General features: G+C 71.7%; 17 protein-coding genes and 1 pseudogene. 7 read left to right on the plus strand and 11 right to left on the minus strand.

Annotated elements, in window-relative coordinates:
- The first annotated feature begins 89 nt into the window (after positions 1-89).
- The 3 genes and pseudogenes from D7V80_RS10175 to D7V80_RS43615 all read left to right on the plus strand — a co-directional run bounded on the left by D7V80_RS10175 (position 90) and on the right by D7V80_RS43615 (position 2,341).
- The gene (locus tag D7V80_RS10175) at positions 90-1,307 is read left to right on the plus strand and encodes a FadR/GntR family transcriptional regulator (RefSeq protein WP_120587964.1); all 1,218 of its coding nucleotides are present in this window, start codon (positions 90-92) and stop codon (positions 1,305-1,307) included.
- A 10-nt stretch (positions 1,308-1,317) separates the two neighbouring features.
- Positions 1,318-1,644, plus strand: a pseudogene (locus D7V80_RS43610) (2-oxoglutarate and iron-dependent oxygenase domain-containing protein); the annotation flags it as partial.
- Positions 1,645-1,681: 37 nt separating this feature from the next.
- Entirely contained in the window at positions 1,682-2,341 is a 660-nt protein-coding gene (locus D7V80_RS43615; RefSeq protein ID WP_304987357.1) for an isopenicillin N synthase family oxygenase, read from the plus strand.
- A gap of 4 nt (positions 2,342-2,345) precedes the next feature.
- On the opposite strand, the gene D7V80_RS10185 is transcribed toward D7V80_RS43615, so the two are convergent.
- The 7 genes from D7V80_RS10185 to D7V80_RS10215 all read right to left on the minus strand — a co-directional run bounded on the left by D7V80_RS10185 (position 2,346) and on the right by D7V80_RS10215 (position 9,976).
- On the minus strand, positions 2,346-3,719 hold the full coding sequence (locus D7V80_RS10185; protein ID WP_120587965.1) for a ferritin-like domain-containing protein: 1,374 nt from the start codon (positions 3,717-3,719) through the stop codon (positions 2,346-2,348).
- Between the two features lie 81 nt (positions 3,720-3,800).
- Positions 3,801-4,916, minus strand: a complete 1,116-nt coding sequence (locus tag D7V80_RS10190; RefSeq protein WP_233585244.1) for a ferritin-like domain-containing protein — start codon at positions 4,914-4,916, stop codon at positions 3,801-3,803.
- 441 nt (positions 4,917-5,357) lie between these two features.
- Entirely contained in the window at positions 5,358-6,608 is a 1,251-nt protein-coding gene (locus D7V80_RS10195; protein WP_120587967.1) for a hydroxymethylglutaryl-CoA synthase family protein, read from the minus strand.
- A 42-nt stretch (positions 6,609-6,650) separates the two neighbouring features.
- A complete protein-coding gene (locus D7V80_RS10200) occupies positions 6,651-7,688 on the minus strand; it encodes a zinc-binding dehydrogenase (protein ID WP_120587968.1) in 1,038 nt (345 codons plus the stop codon).
- 46 nt (positions 7,689-7,734) lie between these two features.
- On the minus strand, positions 7,735-8,481 hold the full coding sequence (locus D7V80_RS10205; RefSeq protein ID WP_120587969.1) for a CoA-transferase subunit beta: 747 nt from the start codon (positions 8,479-8,481) through the stop codon (positions 7,735-7,737).
- On the minus strand, positions 8,478-9,278 hold the full coding sequence (locus D7V80_RS10210; protein ID WP_120587970.1) for a CoA transferase subunit A: 801 nt from the start codon (positions 9,276-9,278) through the stop codon (positions 8,478-8,480). The genes D7V80_RS10205 and D7V80_RS10210 overlap by 4 nt, the downstream gene beginning before the upstream one ends.
- A complete protein-coding gene (locus D7V80_RS10215; RefSeq protein WP_120587971.1) occupies positions 9,275-9,976 on the minus strand; it encodes a TetR/AcrR family transcriptional regulator in 702 nt (233 codons plus the stop codon). Before D7V80_RS10215 ends, D7V80_RS10210 begins: the two co-directional genes overlap by 4 nt.
- 199 nt (positions 9,977-10,175) lie before the next feature.
- Here D7V80_RS10215 and D7V80_RS10220 point away from each other — a divergent pair, with 199 nt between their 5' ends.
- From D7V80_RS10220 to D7V80_RS10235, 4 genes are all read left to right on the plus strand, one after another.
- A complete protein-coding gene (locus tag D7V80_RS10220; protein ID WP_120587972.1) occupies positions 10,176-12,308 on the plus strand; it encodes an ATP-binding protein in 2,133 nt (710 codons plus the stop codon).
- Positions 12,286-13,656: a sigma-54-dependent transcriptional regulator gene (locus D7V80_RS10225; RefSeq protein WP_370452479.1), complete on the plus strand. Its 1,371-nt coding sequence runs from the start codon at positions 12,286-12,288 to the stop codon at positions 13,654-13,656. The genes D7V80_RS10220 and D7V80_RS10225 overlap by 23 nt, the downstream gene beginning before the upstream one ends.
- 141 nt (positions 13,657-13,797) lie before the next feature.
- On the plus strand, positions 13,798-14,160 hold the full coding sequence (locus tag D7V80_RS10230; protein ID WP_233585245.1) for a DNA-binding response regulator: 363 nt from the start codon (positions 13,798-13,800) through the stop codon (positions 14,158-14,160).
- Positions 14,153-14,674 carry a DUF6232 family protein gene (locus D7V80_RS10235; protein WP_147447033.1) on the plus strand — a complete coding sequence of 174 codons (522 nt, stop codon included), beginning with the start codon at positions 14,153-14,155 and terminating at the stop codon, positions 14,672-14,674. Before D7V80_RS10230 ends, D7V80_RS10235 begins: the two co-directional genes overlap by 8 nt.
- Here D7V80_RS10235 and D7V80_RS10240 read toward each other — a convergent pair.
- From D7V80_RS10240 to D7V80_RS10255, 4 genes are all read right to left on the minus strand, one after another.
- Positions 14,625-15,656: an LLM class flavin-dependent oxidoreductase gene (locus D7V80_RS10240; RefSeq protein WP_120587975.1), complete on the minus strand. Its 1,032-nt coding sequence runs from the start codon at positions 15,654-15,656 to the stop codon at positions 14,625-14,627. The genes D7V80_RS10235 and D7V80_RS10240 overlap by 50 nt on opposite strands.
- Before the next feature lie 133 nt (positions 15,657-15,789).
- Positions 15,790-17,589 (minus strand): diguanylate cyclase domain-containing protein, encoded by a 1,800-nt coding sequence (locus D7V80_RS10245; RefSeq protein WP_120587976.1) that lies wholly within the window; start codon positions 17,587-17,589, stop codon positions 15,790-15,792.
- Between the two features lie 60 nt (positions 17,590-17,649).
- Positions 17,650-18,027: a response regulator gene (locus tag D7V80_RS10250; RefSeq protein ID WP_233585246.1), complete on the minus strand. Its 378-nt coding sequence runs from the start codon at positions 18,025-18,027 to the stop codon at positions 17,650-17,652.
- A 168-nt stretch (positions 18,028-18,195) separates the two neighbouring features.
- Positions 18,196-18,606, minus strand: coding sequence for a response regulator transcription factor (locus D7V80_RS10255; RefSeq protein ID WP_158616587.1), 411 nt, complete (start codon positions 18,604-18,606; stop codon positions 18,196-18,198).
- Positions 18,607-18,611: the final 5 nt, after the last annotated feature.

The raw sequence follows: 18,611 nt of genomic DNA on the forward strand, positions 1-18,611 counted from the left end.
CTCGCCCGGCAAGTGACGCCGAGGGTGGGCCCTCAACGTCCATGTCAGACCCCTGTGGTTGGATGGCGATGCTGGGACGAGAAGGGGGAATGGGGATGGGACGGGGAGGACTCGTGGCCTATGTGGAGGCACAAATCGAGCGCGACATCGCGCTGGGACGGCTGCACCCGAGCGGGCAATTCGGCCCCGAAGCGAAGCTGGCGCAGCGCTATGGGGTGAGCCGGGGCACCATCCGCGAGGCGCTGCGTCGGTTAGCCGCACGGGGCCTGGTGGTGCAGCACCCCGGACGCAGGACTCGCGCGGTGGCGCTGGATGAGTCGCTGACGCTGGAGAACCTGGGCCTGGCGCTGCATGACGCGCGCAACCCGGACGCCCGGTGGCTCCTGGAGGGCTACTTCAGCCTCAAGCGGCAGGTGCTGGTGGAGCTGCTGGTCGACTGCTGCGCTAGGGCCTCGGACCTCGACCTGGACCGGCTGGGGAGTACGTGCTTCGGGCTTTGGGACGCGGCGCGCTGGGAGCCGGGGGCCACCTGCGCGCAGGTGGAATTCGAGTTGCTACGGCAGGCGGCCCGGGTGGCGGGCCGGCCCGGGCACGTGCTCCTCGTTCAGTCCCTGCAGCGGGCATTCCTGGAAGGCGCCGCCCAGCTGCTGCCGCTCCTGGGCGGAGAGGCGCTGCGCCAGTGGGCCACCTGCGCGAGACAGGCCCTTTCCGAGCGTAACGTGCGGGCGCTTCAGCAGGAACTGCCGGCGCTGCTGAAGGCTTGCGATGAGCTCGTGCTGAATGCCTTCGCCCCTGCTCCCAAGGCGCAGGCTTCCCCCGAGACTCCAACTGTCCATGAGAACCCTCTCGGCGCCCCCGTGCCGGACTCCCTCATGGATGATGCGCTGGAGACAGGGGCTGGCACGACGGACGAACGGAGCCTCGGCGGCCTTGAGCCAGCCGTCGAGGACACCGAGGCGCTTGGCGTTGCACCCCGTCTCCATGCCCAGGCCTGCCCCATTGAGTCCGACAACGAGACGCTGCTGTCTTCACCCGTCCCAGGGAACGCGTCCTGTGGACACGATGGAAGGAGCGCCGGGAGGGACATGGCGGATGATGCTTCGCTCAACCTGTCTGACTGTCGGGCGAATGGGGGCGCTTCGTTGCCTCCCTCCGGCTCTATCGGCGCGAAGTGCAAGGCGGGTGGACTGGTTCACGGGACCCTGGGCTCCCTGGGGCGGTGGTGGGCGCGCCTGCTCCGACTGACCGCGGACGCAATCGCCGGAGCATTGCTTCCGCGCAGGATGGGGCAACGCACTTCTGGCTAGAGTTCGCGCCATGGATACCGTGCCCCTCATCGACGTCCGAGCCCTCGTCGACCCCACGTCGAGCCCCCTGGCCCGAAGGGAGGTCGCCGCTCGCATGGGCGCGGCCTGTAGGAACACCGGCTTCTTCTACGTCGTGGGCCATGGCGTCGACGTGGGCCTTCAGACCCGGTTGGAGGCGCTGGCTCGGGACTTCTTCGCGCGGCCGGAGGAGGAGAAGCAGCGGGTGCGCATGGCGCTCGGGGGCAGGGCGTGGCGGGGCTTCTTCCCCGTGGGCGGGGAACTCACGTCGGGCCGGCCGGACCGCAAGGAGGGGCTGTACTTCGGCACGGAGCTGCCGCCGGACGACCCTCGTGTTCGCGCCGGCACTCCGCTGCATGGACCGAACCTGTTCCCCCCTCGAGCCAGCGGGGCTGGGCGGCGCGGTGCTGGCGTACATGGCGGCGCTGACGTCGCTGGGACACGCGTTGATGTCCGGCATCGCGCTCAGCCTGGACCTGGAGGCGGACTTCTTCGCCACCCGGTACATGGCGGATCCGACGGTGCTGTTCCGCATCTTCAACTACCCGCCCGGCCCGGAGGTGGACGCGCAGGGCTTGCCGGTGTGGGGCGTGGGCGAGCACACCGACTACGGCGTGCTCACCATCCTCAAGCAGGACGACGCGGGCGGGCTCCAGGTGAAGACCCGCCAGGATGGGCAGACGCGCTGGGTGGACGCTCCTCCGGTGGAGAACGCGTTCGTGTGCAACATCGGCGACATGCTCGACCGGATGACGCGCGGCGTGTACCGCTCCACGCCGCACCGGGTGCTCAACCTCGCGGGCCGCGACCGGCTGTCACTGCCGTTCTTCTTCGATCCGGACTGGACGGCGGAGGTGCGCGCCATTGACTCGCCCGCCCTGAAGGACGCGGGGGCGGACGACCACGCGGAGCGGTGGGACCGCCAGAGCGTGCACCGCTTCCAGGGCACCTATGGGGACTACCTGCTCGGCAAGGTGGGGAAGGTGTTCCCCGGCCTGCGCGCGGAGGTGCTGTAGCGCCTCAGGCCCAGAGCGACTGCTCCAGCGAGTCGAGCAGTGCCGCCGCGACTTCGGGCGATGGCAGCCCGGCGCCGGCGGTGAGATCGGGGGCGAGCGGCACGGCCACCTCCGCGCGCAGCACCGCGATGGCGTGCCGCCGGGCCTCGTGGAGGGCGGCCCGCGCCTTGGTGGACAGGCCGGGCGCGGCCCATGCGTCGATGTCCCAGGACAGGCCCGCGTGCCGGGTCTCGTCCTCCGCGATGCGCGCCATGGCTTCGCGGATCTCCGGGTCGCGCGCGTACAGCGCCTGATGGTGCGCCACCAGCGCGCCGTAGGTCTCGCGCACGCAGCCCTCCACGGTGTTGTCGAGCAGCACTTCGCTCAACGGCCGCAGCGGGAGGGCGGTGACGGCGGGCGGTACGGGCGTGGCGCCGAAACGTTGGGCCAGCCGCAGGGTGACTTCGGTGTGGCGGACCTCATCCTCCGCGCTGGCGAGCGCCGCGTCCTGCAACGCCTGCCCCGCACCGTGCAGGGCCAGTTCCTCGCGCAGGCGCAGGAAGGCGTGGATGGCGGCGGCCTCCAGCCGGGCGGCGTTCGCGAAGTAGCCGCCCCTGGAGTCCTCGCAGCCTCCAGCCTGGCCGCGCTGGAGCCCCACGGGCCTGCGGCCGACGACACAGTCGGGGGTGCCCTCCTTGAGGGGGAACGTGCCTTCCTCCGTCACGACACCGGGCGGCGTGACCTTCAGGTCGTGCCGGGTCTCGTACACGTTCGTTTCACAGTCGTAGTCCTGGATGCTGACGACGCTGAAGGTCCCGTCCGGAAGGGCCCGCACCTTCCCGCGCTCGTAGGCCGGATGGCCGCACAGGGCGTAGCCCGAGGCATAGGCCAGGAGCGCGGCTTCCTGCGGAGTGTCGATACGGCCCAGCAAGGCCCTGACGGCGTCCGCGGTCGTGTACGCCGTCACCTCGTCGCCGAGGGTCGTGACGAAGAAGCCCTCGACGCACTCCATGCTGTAGCCACAGAGGCGCGGGAAGCCGCGAGTCACCTCCAGCGCTTCGATGCGGTCCAGGCACGCCTGGGGATCCGACGCCGTCGCGCAAGGCTGGCCCTCCGACGTCACGAGCCGGACGTCATGGGGGCGGGTCCGGTGGTTGACGACGCGGAGTTGGAGTGCATCCGGCGGAGGATCGATGGCCAGCCCGGTGAGGGCGGGGAGGGAGTTCACGCACTCGACGTCCGAGTGCTGGCTCAGGTCGATGGGCCCTGGCTTCGTGGGCTCTGGCTTCGGCGCAGGCTCCACGGTGGGTTCACCCTGGCATCCCGTGAGCAGCAGGGGCGTGGCCAGGGAGACCCGCAGGGCACGGGAGAAGAGAAACCGCAGCCGATCCACGTTCATGGTCCCCTCAAGGGCAAGGCGCGGGCACCGGGCCCGCTCCCCTTGGACACGCGCCCCCGGCGGCCTGGGACATGGACCGGCTCAGGCCCAGAGTTCCTGCTGCTCCAGCGAGTCCAACAGCGCCAGTGCCACCGACGGTGAAGGCAGGCCGGCCTCCGCGCAGAGGCGCGCATCCAGCGGCACGGCCATCTCCGCGCGCAGCACGGCCAGCGCCTGGCGCCGGGCCTCCCGAAGGGCGGCGCGTTCCTCCTCGGACAGCCTGGGCGTGGCCCATGCGTCGATGTCCCAGGACAGGCCCGCGTGGCGCGTCTCGTCCTCCGCGATGCGCGTCATGACCTCGCGGATCTCCGCATCCTCCGCGTGCAGCGCCTGATGGTGGGCCACCAGCGCGCCATAGGTCTCCCGCACGCAGCCCTCCACGGCGTTGTCGAGCAGCACCTCGTCCAGCAGCGGACGCAGCGGTACGTCAGCGACGGAGGGCGGAGGAGGGGCAGCGCCAAAGCGGCGGGCCAACCGGCCGGTGACGTCGGCGTGCCGCACCTCATCCACCGCGCTGGCGAGCGCCGCGTCCTGCAAGGCCACGTCCGCGCCGTGCAGGGCCAGCTCCTCGCGCAGGCGCAGGAACGCGTGGACGGACGCGGCCTCCAGCCGGGCGACGTCCGCGAAGTAGCGGCCTCTTGCGTCATCGCCGGAGCTGGTCTCCAGCTCATTGAGGCCGATGGGCCGTCTCCCAACGACGGGACAATCGCTGCGTGCCTTCTGCGCAACCTCGCGATTCACTTCGGCCACGTTACCGGAGGCCGCCACCCTCACCGTGTGCCGCAGGAGGCCTTCTCTGTCGCAGATACCGCCCGTGTATCCGATGACGTCAAAGCCGCCCTTGGGCCTGGCCGTTACTCCAGGGGCTTCCGGTTGGGACTCTCGGGGGCACGTGCGGTAGCCAGCGGCGAAGGCCATGAGCCTCGCCTCCTGCTCGGTGTCGATGGTACCCAGCAGCGACCGGAGGGATTGCAACGAGTTGACTGCGGCCACCTCATCACCGCGCGTGACCGCGAGATAATAGCCGCGGCAGTTCAGCTGGCCGCACTGCGTATGGAAACCGCTGCTGGAGCCCAGGTGCTTCAGCGCGTCTAGACAGACGCTGTTGTTCGCCGCGCTTTGACAGGCATTCCCGATGGTGGCCAGGCTCCTCCCCACCTGGGGGTCTTCCGCGCCAGTCCATATGAAATGAATCTCTCTCAGCTCGATGAAATCCGGCGTGGGGGAGATCGTCAGATAGTAGGGCAGGGGAATTCCCTCCCAGCAGTCAAGCGCCACTGGGGCTGGGACCTTCACGGCCTGCCCAGCATCGAGCGCGGGCGCGGGCCTGGAAGTGGTCGCGGACCTGGGCGTGGACGCAGGCGCGAGAGGCTGGACTCCGGGTTCGCTCTGACATCCCGAGAGCAGCAGCGGGGTGGCCAGTGAGGCCGTCAGGGCCCGTGAGAACAATCGACGCAGCCGGTGTTCATTCATGCGTGACTCCCGGAAGCAGGGCTCGAAGCCCTCGACGCTACCAGTCGCGCCGCGCGAAACGCGAACGGGCGATGCACGCCGCAAAGCGCGCACCGCCCGTAGGTGCTTCACCTGAGCCGCCGAGGCCTACGCGCCCGCGTACTTGCGGCGGAACTCGTGGATCTCCGCCAGCCGGAACGTGCCCGGCTCCGGCGCAATCGCCTCCGGCGCGTCGTAGGGCAGGTTCATCAGCCGCTCGTACTCCTCAATCGACACGCGCTCGCGCTTCGCCAGCACCGTGTCCAGGTCCGCCCGGGCCATGCGCTCCGCGGCCTTCTCACCCACGACCCCGGAGTAGAACTCCGCGCAGGAGCCGCTGCCGTAGGACAGCAGGCCAATGCGCTGGCCCGCCAGCGCCGCGCCCTCCACGTGCAGCTGGCCCGCGAGCGCCAGGTACAGCGACGCCGTGTAGACGTTGCCCACCCGCGCGTTCAGCCCCAGCGACTTCGCCACCTGCGCGTCGTAGCTGGCCTGCGACTTCGCGGCCTCGTCGCGCGCCTCGGGCGTGGCCGGCCCGCTGCCCGAATCCTCCAGGTCGCACAGCCGCACCTGCGCGTGCGCCTTGCGCGCCATCTTGCAGAAGGGCACGTGGTAGAGGATGCGCGAGAGCTGCTCGCTGGGCAGCTTCGAATCCCAGCGCACCAGCCCCTGCTCCATGGCGCGCTCGCGCCAGCCCCGGTACGCGCCCGCCATGGCGTCCAGGTAGCAGGTGATGGAGTAGTGCCCGTCCACCAGCGCCTCGCGCCGGCCCACCGGGCGCCAGAAGTCGTACACGTCCGCGGTGCTCACGCCGTTGAGCCCCACGTCCACCGCCAGCAGGTCCGGCGTCTCCGACACCAGCAGCGCCACCGCGCCGCCGCCCTGCGTGGGCTCGCCCGCCGTCTTCAGGCCGTAGCGCGCGATGTCCGTGCACACCACCAGCGCGGAGCGGCCCGCCGCGGCGCCGGACGCAATCCACTCCACCGCCGCCATCAGGCCCGCCGTGCCGCCGTAGCACGCGTGCTGCGAGTCGAACGTGCGCATGCCGCGCGGCAGCTTCAAGAGGCCGTGCACGTGCGACGCGATGGGCTTGGAGTGGTCCACGCCCGTCTCCGTGCCCACCACCAGCATGCCCAGCTTGGACGTGTCCACGCCCTGCTGCTGGATGAGGCGCGCGGCCGCCGTGGCCGCCAGCGACACCGAGTCCTCGCCCGGGTCGTTGACCGCCATCTCCTTCGCGCCCAGGCCCGCGGTGAACTTCGCCGGGTCCACGCCGCGCGCCCGCGCCAGGTCCTCAATGTCCACGTACCGCCGGGGGACCGCCACCGCCAGCGCTTCGATTCCAACCCGCTTCTTCATGGGGAGCTCCTCAAAATCAAAAGGTCACGAATCCAGACGGCCTCAGGCCGCGGGGGGCACCAGCACCAGCCGGCCCGCCACTTCCCGGTTCTCCAGGCGGAAGTGCGCGCGGCCCGCGTCCGCCAGCGCCACCTCTTCCGACACGAAGGGGCGGATGAGGCCCTTGGCCGTCAGCCTCAGCGACTCGTCCAGCTCCTCGCGCGTCGTCGCGTACGCGCCCAGGATCTCCAGCTCCTTCACGATGACCAGGCCCGGGTTGAGGTTCACCACCCCCGACTCCAGGTTGCCCACCACCACCACGCGTCCGCCGGGCGCCATGGCCTTGAGCGTCTGGTCGAAGGTGGCGCTGCCGACGATCTCCACCGCCACGTCCACACCCTGGCCCTGCGTGCGCTTGCGCGCCTCCGACCCGAAGTCCAGGCCGCGCGAGACGATCACCTCGTCCGCGCCGGCCTCCTTGAGGGCCGCGACCTTCGCCTCGCCGGACGTGATGGCGATGACGCGCGCCCCGTCCACCTTGGCCAGCTGCACGGCCGCCAGGCCCACGCCGCCGCTGGCGCCCGTAATCAGCACCGTCTCACCGGCCTTTACCTTCGCCCGAGTGCGCAGCGTGTGCACGGCGGTGCCCAGCGTGCAGCACACCGTGGCGGCCACCGCCCAGGGCAGGTCGGACGGCACGCGGCCCAGGCCTCGCACCGGGGCCACCATGAACTGCGCGTAGCCGCCCTGGAGCTCCTCGCCGAAGAAGCGGTTGTCCGTCTTGCACAGGCTGTTGCGGCCGGAGAGGCACAGCGCGCACTCGCCGCAGGACATGCGCTGCAGCGTCGCCGCGCGGTCGCCCACCTTCCAGCCCACCGTGTCCGGGCCCACCTCCACCACCTCGCCCGCGGCCTCGTGCCCCAGGATGGCGGGCACGTGCGTGCGGGGCAGGTTGCCGCGGCGGTTGATGACGTCGTGGTAGCAGACGCCGCACGCGTGGACCTTCAGGAGCACCTCGCCCTTGCCCGGCCGGGGAACCGGCACGGTCTCCAGACGCAGGTTCTCTGCACTCCCGAACTGGCGAAGAACGACGGCTTCCATGCGGTGCCTCTTTTCCGTGCTGCTTGAAGGTTTGGGGAGATGTGCTTCAGCCGCCGACGAGCGCGTCGCGCAGGTTGCGGGGGTCCAGCGCGCGGATGGCCGACACCGTGCGCGCGTCCGGAAGGGAGGTGACGGGCAGGGCGTCCGGCACCGCGAACTCGAAGCCGGTCCGCTCGGTGATGCCGTCCACCGTGGCCCAGGGGTGACGCGCCAGGAGCCGCGCCCCGTGGGGTCCGCCCAGCTCATACGTGCCCAGGTCGGAGATGAGCCGCACCGGACGGCTGGGGTCGCGCGTCGTGGCCACCTGGACCTGGGGGACGAGGTTGCGGCGCGACTGCCGGGGCACCAGCAGCACCGGGTTCTTCACCCACTGGCGCAGCGTGGCCGCGCCCGCCACGCCGGGGAACTTGGTGCGCGGCTTGTCCAGGCTGCCGGACGCCGTCATGTTGGTGCGGCCCGCCGTGTCCACCTCCGCCGCGCCGAAGAAGACCGTGTCCACCCGGCCGCGCCGGGCATGGTCGAACAGGTCCGCGATGCTCACCTCCGCGGACCGGCCGTCCAGGTACCGCAGGTCCTCGGACGAGGGGAACAGCTCCGGCAGCGCCGGATCCAACGAGCCCACGCACGCGAGGTACGTCAGCCCCGGCGCATGCGTGGCCCGGGCCACCGCGATGGCCAGGATGACCAGCGGCGACGCCACGCCCGTGGCCACCACCGAGCCGTCTTCAATCTCCCGCGCCAGGAGCGACACCACTGTCTCCGCGGGCGTCGCGTCCACCGTCGTCGTCGTCATGCCGCGCTCCGCGTCGCGCGCAGCGACATGAGGAAGCCCTTCGCGTCGCCCGCATCCGCCGCGGCCAGGTAGGCCGCGAGCATCGCGTCGTCATGCGGGTACTGGCCCAGGCAGCCCGTGGGCAGCGCACCGCCGGGGGCGAGCACCACGCGCTCCACCTGGAAGGCGGGGATGGTGACGCGCGACAGCTTCGTCACGCGCTCCTCCACCGTGGCGATGATCCGCTTCGCCGCGCCCGCGACGAGCAGGTCCGTGGTGGGGTCCTCAATCAGCAGGTTGCCCTTGTCGTCCGCCGCCCGGGCGTGGATGAGCGCCACGTCCGGGTAGTACGCCGGCTCCACCGGCACGCGGCGGCCCGTGAACGGGTCCTCCACCGTGCGCGGCGCGTCCACCTCCGCCAGCTCCGACACGTCCGCGTCCGGCGCGGGGATGAAGGGCAGCCCCATGGACGCCGCGCGCAGCCGCTGCACCACGCGGTAGCCGTCGTGCTCGCGCCACTCAATCTCGCCCGCCTCGATGGCCCGCTTGAGGCAGGGCAGGGGACGCACGCGGTTCTCCAGCACCAGCGCGCCGAAGGGCAGCTCCACGCGCTGGAGGCACCCGCCCGCGACCAGGAACTCCGCCGGCAGCGGGTTGGGCAGGGAGATGAGCTGCAGGCGGCGCTTCTCCTGCGCCACCAGCTCCAGCACCAGCGCCATGGGCGCGCGGCCCAGCATGAACCCGCCGGCCGCGAGCGACGCGCCGTCCGGGATGGAGGCCACCGCCTCCGACAGGGAACTCCAACGGGCGCGGTTCACTGGGGCTCCCCTCCAGAACCGGAGCTGGAACCGGAAGCGGCGCGCGGCACCATGCGCAGCGCGGGCGCGTCTTCAGTCGAAGGGGCCGGGGCGCTCACGGCCGAAGCGGCGGAGGGAAAGAGCAGCTCCACCATGCCGTCGGCGATCTGCTCCTCGGTGAGGCGGCCGTCCGGCTTGAACCACTTGTAGACCCACAGAATCATCCCCAGGAACGAGAAGGCCGCGACGGTGGGGTCCACCACGCCGCGCAGGCGGCCCAGGCGGTTGGCCTCCGCGAACGCGTCCTCCAGGAAGCGCACGTAGCGCTTCTTGCGCCGGTCGATGTACTCGCGCGCTTCACCGGTGAGCGTGGCGTGCTCGTGGAGGATGATGATGACCTCCTTGCTGCGGCCGCTCGTCACCAGGTGGATGTTCTGCCGCATGCACTGGCGCAGCCGCTCCACCGGATCCGCCACGTCCTGAACGGGCGCGAGGACCTGCTCCTCGAACACGTCCATGCCGTAGTTCATGATGGCGAAGAGCAGCTGCTCCTTGTTCTGGATGTGGTGGTAGAGCCCCGCCTTGGTCATCCGGCACGCGGCGGCGATCTCCTGCATCGACGTGCCCTCGTAGCCGCGCTCGCAGATGAGCCGCGCCGCCGTCTCCAGGATGGCCCTGTACCGCTCGCCCTCGTCCGGTTTGCGCCCCGTGGGTGTCATGCGTGCCTTCCCTCGCCGGCCTGCCTGCTCCTGCCGGGCTGAAACCACCTACCGACCGGTAGGTCACTTGACCTACCGACCGGTAGGTAGCACTCAGCGACGCGGTTCGTCAACGGGCAAGTACCGGCGGGCAGGTGGGATAAAAGCTTTTGGAAACAAGGACTTGGGACCACCCAACGGGTTAGGTTGCGGGTCATCCATGCGGTCCACGCTCCTGCCCATCCTCCTCTTGTGCGCCGCGCTGGCGAGCGTGGGGGTGGGGGTCTGGACGCTCGTGAAGCGCAGCCGGACGACCCTGGTGGAGCAGTTCGCGGGGGACCGGCAGAAGCAACTGGACGAGGCGGTGGGCGGCGTCACGGACTCGCTGGAGGAGGTGGGCAAGAACCTGCGCTTCGCCGGCGAGCTGATGTCCCAGCCGGGGAGCCTGGCGGAGCACCGGCGGGAGCTGCGCGCGCTGCTGGAGGCGGTGGGCCAGTACAAGGCCATCGCGGCGTACGACGGCGACGGCGCGGAGCGGCTGCTGCTGTTGGACCGCAAGCCGGACCCGCAGGTGTCGCGCGAGGGGCTGGTGGCGGAGATGGCCGGCACGGCGCGCCGCGCGCTGATGCGTCCGCCGGGGGACCTGACCACGTCGCCCGTCCTGGACGCGGCCAACGGCGGCTGGCTGCGCATCCTGGCCACGGCGCTGCCCGCGACGGACGGCAAGCCCGAGGGCGCGGTGGCGGTGCTGGTGGACACGGAGTCGTTCTTCGCGCCGCTGCGCATCGTCACGTCGGACCTGGAGGCGCGGATGCTGCTCGTGGGCACGCACGGCCAGCCCACGCCCGCCAGCGACCCGGTCCTGGCGGAGTGGTTCAGCCGCGCGAGCCAGAAGGACTCGGGCGTGCCGGGCTTCGCGTTCCTGGTGTCCCGGCTGAAGGCCGGCGCGCGCGGCATGCTGCCCCTGTCCGAACAGGAGGCGGAGCGGTTGGGGCTGGGGCGCTCGGAGGTGGTGGCCGTCTACACGCCCATCCGCATGCGCGGCGGCAGTCACTGGGCGGTGGCGACGCTGGTGTCCACCGCGGCGCTGCGTTCGCACGAGCAGTCGCTGGTGGTGCGGCTGTTGGGCGCTGGCGCGCTGGTGGCGTTCTTCCTGGTGGCCTTCGCGGTGTACGTGGTGCTGGCGCGGCGGCGCGCGGTGGCGCTGAGGGAGAGCCGCCGGCACGCGGCCCAGCTCGCCGCGCTCCATGACCGGACGCGGAAGATATTGGACCACCTGCCCACGGGCGTCCTCGCGCTGACGGAGGACGGGCGGATCAGCGCCGTCAACCAGGCCCTGCGCTCGCGCGTGCCCGGCAACGTGACGGGCGCGCCGCTGGCGTCCGCGTTCCCCGGGGCGCCTGCGCCGGTGGTGGAGCGGCTGTCCGCGCTGGTGGTGTCCGCGCGGCAGGAGGACCGGCCGTTGAGTCTCCTGGGCGAACCGCTGGCGCTCTTTGGCGAGGAGGGCACGTACAACCTGCACGCGGTGCCGCTGACCGCGGAGGACCCGAAGGAGGAGACGCGCGCGCTCCTGGTGGTGGAGGACCTGAGCGACGTTCGCGCGCTGGAGACGCAGCTGTTGCGCGCGGAGAAGCTGGCCACGGTGGGCGTGCTGGCGGCGGGCATCGCGCATGAAATCGGCACGCCGCTGGGCGTGGTGCGCGGCCGGGCGGAGTACGTGCAGAGCAAGCTGGGCCCCTCGCATCCCCAAGGTCCGGGGTTGGGCGTCATCGTCGAGCAGATCGACCGGGTGAGCCGCACGCTGCGCCAGTTGCTGGACTTCTCCCGCCTGCAACCGGCGATGGTGCGGCCGGTGGCGCTGGGGCCGCTCGTCCGGAGCGTGCATGAGCTGTTGCAGGTGGAGGCGGAGCGGCGGCGGGTGAGCTTGAGCGTGGATGTGCCGGAGTCCGTGCCCGCGCTGGCGGCGGACGCGGATCAGCTCCAGCAGGTGCTGCTCAACCTCACGCTCAACGCGTGCGATGCGTGCAGCGAGGGCGGCAGGGTGGAGGTCACCGCTTCCGCGCTCGCGGGCCCGGAGGAGGGCACGTGGGGCCTGGTCGCGCTCACCGTGCGCGACGACGGGTGCGGGATTCCCAAGGAGCGCCTCAACCAGGTCTTTGATCCGTTCTTCACGACGAAGAAGCGCGGTCAGGGCACGGGGCTGGGGCTGACGATGGTGGCCCACGTCGTGCGCAACCACGGCGGACGGGTGGAGCTGGAGAGCACGCCGGGGCAGGGCACCCGCGTCACCGTGCTGTGGCCGGTGGCCCGCGCTGTCCCAGAGGAACGAAATGCCGAGCGACTTGCCGTCTGACGCGCGCATCCTCGTGGTGGACGACCACGTGGAAATGGGGCGCATGCTCCAGGAGCCGCTGGCCGACGCGGGCTGGACGGTGGACCTGGCCACGGGCGGGCAGGAGGCGCTGACGCTCATCCGCTCGCGCGTGTACGACGCGGTGCTGACCGACCTGCGCATGGAGAAGGTGGACGGGCTGGACGTGCTGGACGCCGCCCGCGCGGTGGACCCGGAGCTGCCCGTGCTGCTGATGACGGCCTTCGGCGGCGTGGAGAGCGCCGTGGAGGCGATGCGCCGGGGCGCGTACCACTACTTCACCAAGCCCTTCCGCCTGGACGAGGTGCGGCTGTACCTGGGCCGAGCGCTGGAGGACCGCCGGCTGCGCGCGGAGCACCGGGCGCTGAAGCAGGCGTCGCAGGAGCGCTCCGGCCTGGGCGCGCTGGTGGGCAGGAGCGCGCCCATGCGCGGGCTGTACGAGCTCATCGACCGGGTGGCGCACGCGGCGGCCCCGGTGCTGCTCCGGGGCGAGAGCGGCAGCGGCAAGGAGCTGGTGGCCCGAGCCCTTCACGTCGAGGGCCCGCGCGCGTCCAACCCCTTTGTCGCCGTCAACTGCACCGCGCTGCCGGGGCCGCTCTTGGAGAGCGAGCTGTTCGGCCACGTGAAGGGCGCCTTCACCGGGGCCACGTCCGTGCGGCGCGGACTGTTCGTGGAGGCGCACGGCGGCACGCTGTTCCTGGACGAGATTGGCGACATGCCCACGGAGCTCCAGGCGCGGCTGTTGCGCGTGCTGGAGGACGGCGAGGTGCGCGCGGTGGGCTCGGATGCCAGCCGCACGGTGGATGTGCGCGTGGTGGCCGCCACGCACCAGGATCTGGAGGCGCGCGTGAGGGAAGGGCGCTTCCGCGCGGACCTCTTCTACCGGCTCAACGTCGTCACGCTGCGGGTGCCTTCGCTGAAGGAGCGCCGGGAGGACATCCCGCAGCTGGTGGAGCACTTCACCGCCCGCTCCCGGGCGCGCAACCCGCGCTCCCGCGTGACGTCGCTGTCACCGGAGGTGGTGGCCGCGCTGGGCGCCATGTCCTGGCCGGGCAACGTGCGCGAGCTGGAGAACCTGGTGGAGCGGCTGGTGGTGCTCGTCCCCCGGGAGACGGTGACGCTGGAGGACCTGCGTCCCCACGCGCCGATGCCGACGGCGGAAGAGGCGACCCCTCTGGCCCAGGCGCAGGAGGGCGTGTGGACCCTGCGCAAGCTGGAGGGGGAGTACATCCACTGGATGGTCCAGCACTGCGGCGGGAACAAGACCCGCGCCGCGGAGCTGCTGGGCATCGATGTGTCCACCATCCATCGTCGCGAGCGGGAGCGGTAGGCGCATCCCACCCTGGCCCCTGACGAGGGCGTGGCAATGCGCCACGGGGGGCTGGCGGATTGCCACGGTCCTCGGGTGATCACCCGGTGGCCCCGGGGGGCGGTGGTTCCGGCATGTAGCTTGCTGTGACGTGGGACCGTGGTGTCCCTGCGCACAACCCGGGCCTTGCTGCTCGGTGCGGATGAGTCCCTGGCCTCGCTGCTGGCGGACGTGCTGGGCGACCTGGGCATCGCCCTGTTCCTGGACGCGGGGGACGCGGCCCGGCCGGACCTGGTGCTGGCGCACGTGGAGCGCGGGGAGGCCATCCTCCCGGTGCTGACGCACGCGCGGGACTGCGCCGCCGCCGCGCCCGTCGTCGTCCTGCTGCCCTTCGCGGACGAGCGCCTGGTGTCCCGCGCCCTGTGTCAGGGGGCCCGGGCATGTTTCGCGCTGGGCCGCCCGCTCGATGAGCTTCGCGCCCTCCTGCGCTCGCACTTTCCTCTGTTGGAGATCCCCCATGGGTGAACCGATGGCCGTCGTCACCGTGCTGCGTCCCGTTGTCCCCCTGCGTGAGGCGGAGCGCCGCCCGGTGGCTCCGCCGGAGCCGCTGCTGGCTCCGGTGCCGGACGTGGGGGCGACCTCCCTCTTCCAGGCCGGCCAGGTCCGCGTCACCGGCGAGCGGCTCGTCGTGGGCGGCCAGAGCTGGGCGCTGCGCGACGTGCTCCAGGTGGAGACCGCGCGCCGCACCCCGAAGGTGTGGCCCTACCTGCTCGCGGTGGGGCTGGCCGGGGCGCTGGGGCTGCCGCTCTTGTCCTGGCTGTCCGTCAGCGTGTCGGCGCTGAAGGGCGCGTACGAGGCGGGGCTCGCCGTCACCGCCCTGGGCCTCTTCGCGTCCATGGCCGCGCTGCTCGTGGTGGAGGACACCCACTACCTGGTGCTGGGGCTGCCGGGCGGATCGCGCCGCGTCTTCGGCAGCCACGACGCCCAGCTCATCGCGCGGCTTGCGGGAACGGTGCGGGCCGCGTGCCAGCGGCCGTGAGCTGCTCGCGCACCTGCGCGACGATTTCGAAGGAGCGCAGCCGCGCCGCGTGGTCGAAGATCTGCGCGGTCACCATCAGCTCGTCGGCCCCGGTCTGCTCCAGCAGGGACTGGAGGCCTTCGCGCACGCTGTCCGGCGAGCCCACCACGGTGCACGCCAGCATGTGTTCGATCTCCGCCAGCTCCATCTCGTTGAGCTGACCGTCCAGGCTGTCCACCGGCGGCAGGAGCGGGCCCGGCCGGCCCCGGCGCAGGTTGACGAAGGCCTGGAGCAGCGACGTGAAGAGGCGCTGGCCCTCTTTGTCCGTGTCCGCGGCGAAGACGTTGACGCCAATCATCGCGTACGGCTTCTGGAGCACGTCCGACGGGCGGAACTGCGTGCGGTACAGGTGCAGCGCGCTCATCATCTGCGCGGGCGCGAAGTGCGACGCGAACGCGAAGGGCAGCCCCAGGGCCGCGGCCAGCTGCGCGCTGAAGGTGCTGGAGCCCAGCAGCCACAGCGGCACGTGCAGGCCCGCGCCCGGCACCGCGCGCACGGCCTGCCCCGGCGTGGGGTCCTTGAAGTAGTTCTGCAGCTCCACCACGTCCTGCGGGAAGCTGTCCGCGCCGCCCAGGCCCCGGCGCAGGGCGGCGGAGGTGCGCTGATCCGTCCCCGGCGCGCGGCCCAGGCCCAGGTCGATGCGGCCGGGATAGAGCGTCTCCAGGGTGCCGAACTGCTCCGCGATGATGAGCGGCGCGTGGTTGGGCAGCATGACGCCGCCCGCGCCCACGCGAATCGTCTTCGTGCCCCCCGCCACGTACCCGATGACCACCGACGTGGCCGCGCTGGCGATGCCCGTCATGTTGTGGTGCTCGGCCAGCCAGAAGCGCTTGTAGCCCAGGGCCTCCGCGTGGCGGGCCAGGTCCAGGCTGTTGTGGAGGGCAAGGCCGGCGTCGCCCCCGGAGATGACGGGGGACAGGTCGAGGACGGAGAAGGGGATCATCAGGGAGACCCTCACGCCACGGGGGGCGGAAAAGCCCTTCGATAGCCAGGGCCCTCGGGGTTTTCACGGCATTGACGCCTCCCAGGCCCTCCGGCCTTCCAGGCGGAGGCCATCCCACCCATCAGCCTGGCTTTCAGCCGTGCAGGGGGGCGGCCTTGCGCTCCGCCTTCGCCCGCACCAGCGCGGCGCGCGCGCGGTCCAGGGTGCCGTGCGGATCCTCCTCGCCCTGCACCGTCACGGCGATGGACACACACGCGGGCTGGCCGGGCACGTCATGGAGCTGCTGGCGCGCGGCCTCCGCGGCGATAGCGTCCGCTCCGGGCAGCACGAGCAGGAAGGTGTCCCCCGTCCAGCGCACCATGAAGCCCGGGGGAGGGCAGAGGCTCTCCGCGTGCCGGGCCAGCTCGCGCAGCGCCGCGTCGCCCGCGTCGTAGCCGCGCGCGCGGTTGACGGCGCCCAGCTCCACCAGGTCCACCAGGAGCAGGCTGGTGGGCAGGCCTTCCCGGCGGCAGCGGCCAATCTCCCTGGCCAGCCGCTCCTCGCCCACGCGCCGGGTGTCCAGCCCCGTGAGCGCGTCCTGGCGCAAGAGCTGCTCGCGCCTGCCCTTCAGGTCCGCGCCGATGCCCAGGTCCATCAGCGACAGGAGCTGCGCGATGCCTCCGGGAACCAGGAAGGGCCGCGCCACCCAGCGCACTTCGCGCGGCCGGGGCCGCTCCAGCGACAGCGTCAGGTGCAGCCCGCGCGAGCTCTCCGCCGCCAGGTCCAGCTGCCGCAGCGTGCCGCCAGGGTCCGCGGTGAGGCTCGCGATGTGCTGGCACAGCGAATCGAAGGCCATGCCCGGCAGTCGGTCCTCCGGCAGCCCCAGGAACTCCGCCAGCGCCGCGTTGGAGGCGAAGGGCTTGCGGCCCGGCGCCACCACCAGCACCGGCACATCGAGGGCGCTCACCGCCTCGCGCACCAGCGCCAGCGCCACCGCCTCGGTGAGCACCGGCTCCGGGGCGCCCTGGGGCCTCGGCGTGATGGGGCGTGGCAGGCCCCGCGCCGTGGGGTGCTCCAGGTTCTCCGCCACGCGGCCCGCAAGCTCGCGCAGCGCCGCCAGGTCCTCCGGGCCCAGCATCAGCGGGCGCGTGTCGATGACGCACAGCGAGCCCAGCACCTCCCCGGTGGAGGTGATGAGCGGCGCGCCCGCGTAGCTGCCGACGATGCCGTCGCGCACCAGCGGGTTGTCCCGGAACACCGGGTGGCGCGTGGCGTCCGGCACCACCAGGGCCTCCCGGCCCTGCACCACGTGGTGGCAGAAGGCCCAGTCGCGCGGCGTGCCCCGGTCCTTCGCGAGCGCCGCGGGAAGCCCCACGTGCGCCTTGAACCACTGCTTGTTCCCCAGCACCAACGTCAGCAGCGCGACGGGCACCCCGAAGGACTGCGCCACCTCCGCCACCAGGTCCTGAAGCTTCTGGTCGGGCGGGCCCGGGTCCACCAGCTTCAGCTCGTCGATGCGCGCGAGCCTCCGCTTCTCCTCGTCCGCGTTGAGCTCCAGCTGACCGTGGCCCGCGAGCTGGCCCGCGAGCGCGCGCCGCACGCCGTCGCGCATCGCGTCCGGTCCCGCGCGCCGGCTGAGCAGCGCGTGGATGCCCAGCGCGTCCTTGAGCTGCCAGGCCCGCACGCGCAGCTCGTCGAACGCCGTCACCACCATCACCGCCGTGTGGCGTGCATCCGAGCGGCCCCGCAGCCACGCCAGCAGCGCGAACCCGTCCACCCGGGGCAGCGCCAGGTCCGTCACCAGCAGCGTGGGAGAACCACGCAGACGCACCAGCTCCTGGGCCTCCGCGCCATCGCGCGCCACCACGCCCTCCAGCCCCTCTTGCTGCGCGAGCGCGAGCAGGCCCGCGGCGCGGTGGCGATCCGGTTCGGCGATGAGGGCGTAGCGGGGCATGTCAGTCCACGCATGCTGCCACGCATATCTCCGTTGCGTACCCGGAGACCGCACGCCCTCCTAGCGCGGAGCTTCCAGCAATTGCGAGACGTGCTCCGCCAGGTCCGGCAGCGGCTGGGGTTTGCTCAGCACCAAGTCCACGCCCAGCGCTTGCGCACGCGTCCCCAGGTCCGGTGTCGCGAATGCCGTCAGCAGCACCATGCGCGTGGCCGGAGAGGACTCGCGCACCCGCTCCGCGATGATGAGTCCTTCCTCGGACTGCGTTCCGCTCAGGCGCAGGTCGCTGATGACCAGGTCGTACCGGCCGCGCCTCACGCGCTCCAGGGCCTCGCCCAGGTCCGTGGCCGAGTCGACCTCGTAGCCGGCGCTGGTGAAGAAGCGGCCCAGGACCCAGCACAGGACCGTTTCATCATCGACGATCAGCAGGTTCCGGGACACACAAGGAGGCATGAGCAAGGGAGGGGCCAGGGGCCCCGGGAATAAAGCGGTGAAGTCTTTACAGCCACTTGGCCCGGCGGAAGCAGGTCCTCCGCGCGCGGTTGTCCAGGTTGCGGATCCATTTTCCGGAATCCGGACTGAAACAGACAAGGACGGCAGCCCGGCTTTTCAGCGCATGGGGATGGGCTGGGGCTGGTCCTCGTTGGCCGCGGCGGGGATGAGCGCGGACAGGTGGAGGATGAGCACCGGCATCAGCTGCGGCTTGGGCAGCAGCTTGGTGATGCCACTGCTCCACGCCGAGTGCCGGACCTCGTCCAGGGGCAGCGCCGTCATCAGCAGGATGGGGACGTGCGAGTCCTGCAGGCGCAGGTCGCGAGCGAACCGCAGACCTTCCTCCATGCCGGGCCGGCCGAAGGGATGGTCGATGAGGACCGCGTCGAACAGGTTCGCGTCCAGCAGGCTGCGAGCCTGGGAATCCGTGCGCGCGGTGTGGACGGTGAAGCCCGCGGCCGTCAGGTGACGTGCCGTCGCACCACGAACCGGGGGCTTCGAATCGAGGAGGAGGATTTTACCGTGCATGCACA

This window comes from Corallococcus sp. CA054B (assembly GCF_003611625.1).
GTDB classification, from domain to species: Bacteria; Myxococcota; Myxococcia; order Myxococcales; family Myxococcaceae; genus Corallococcus; species Corallococcus coralloides.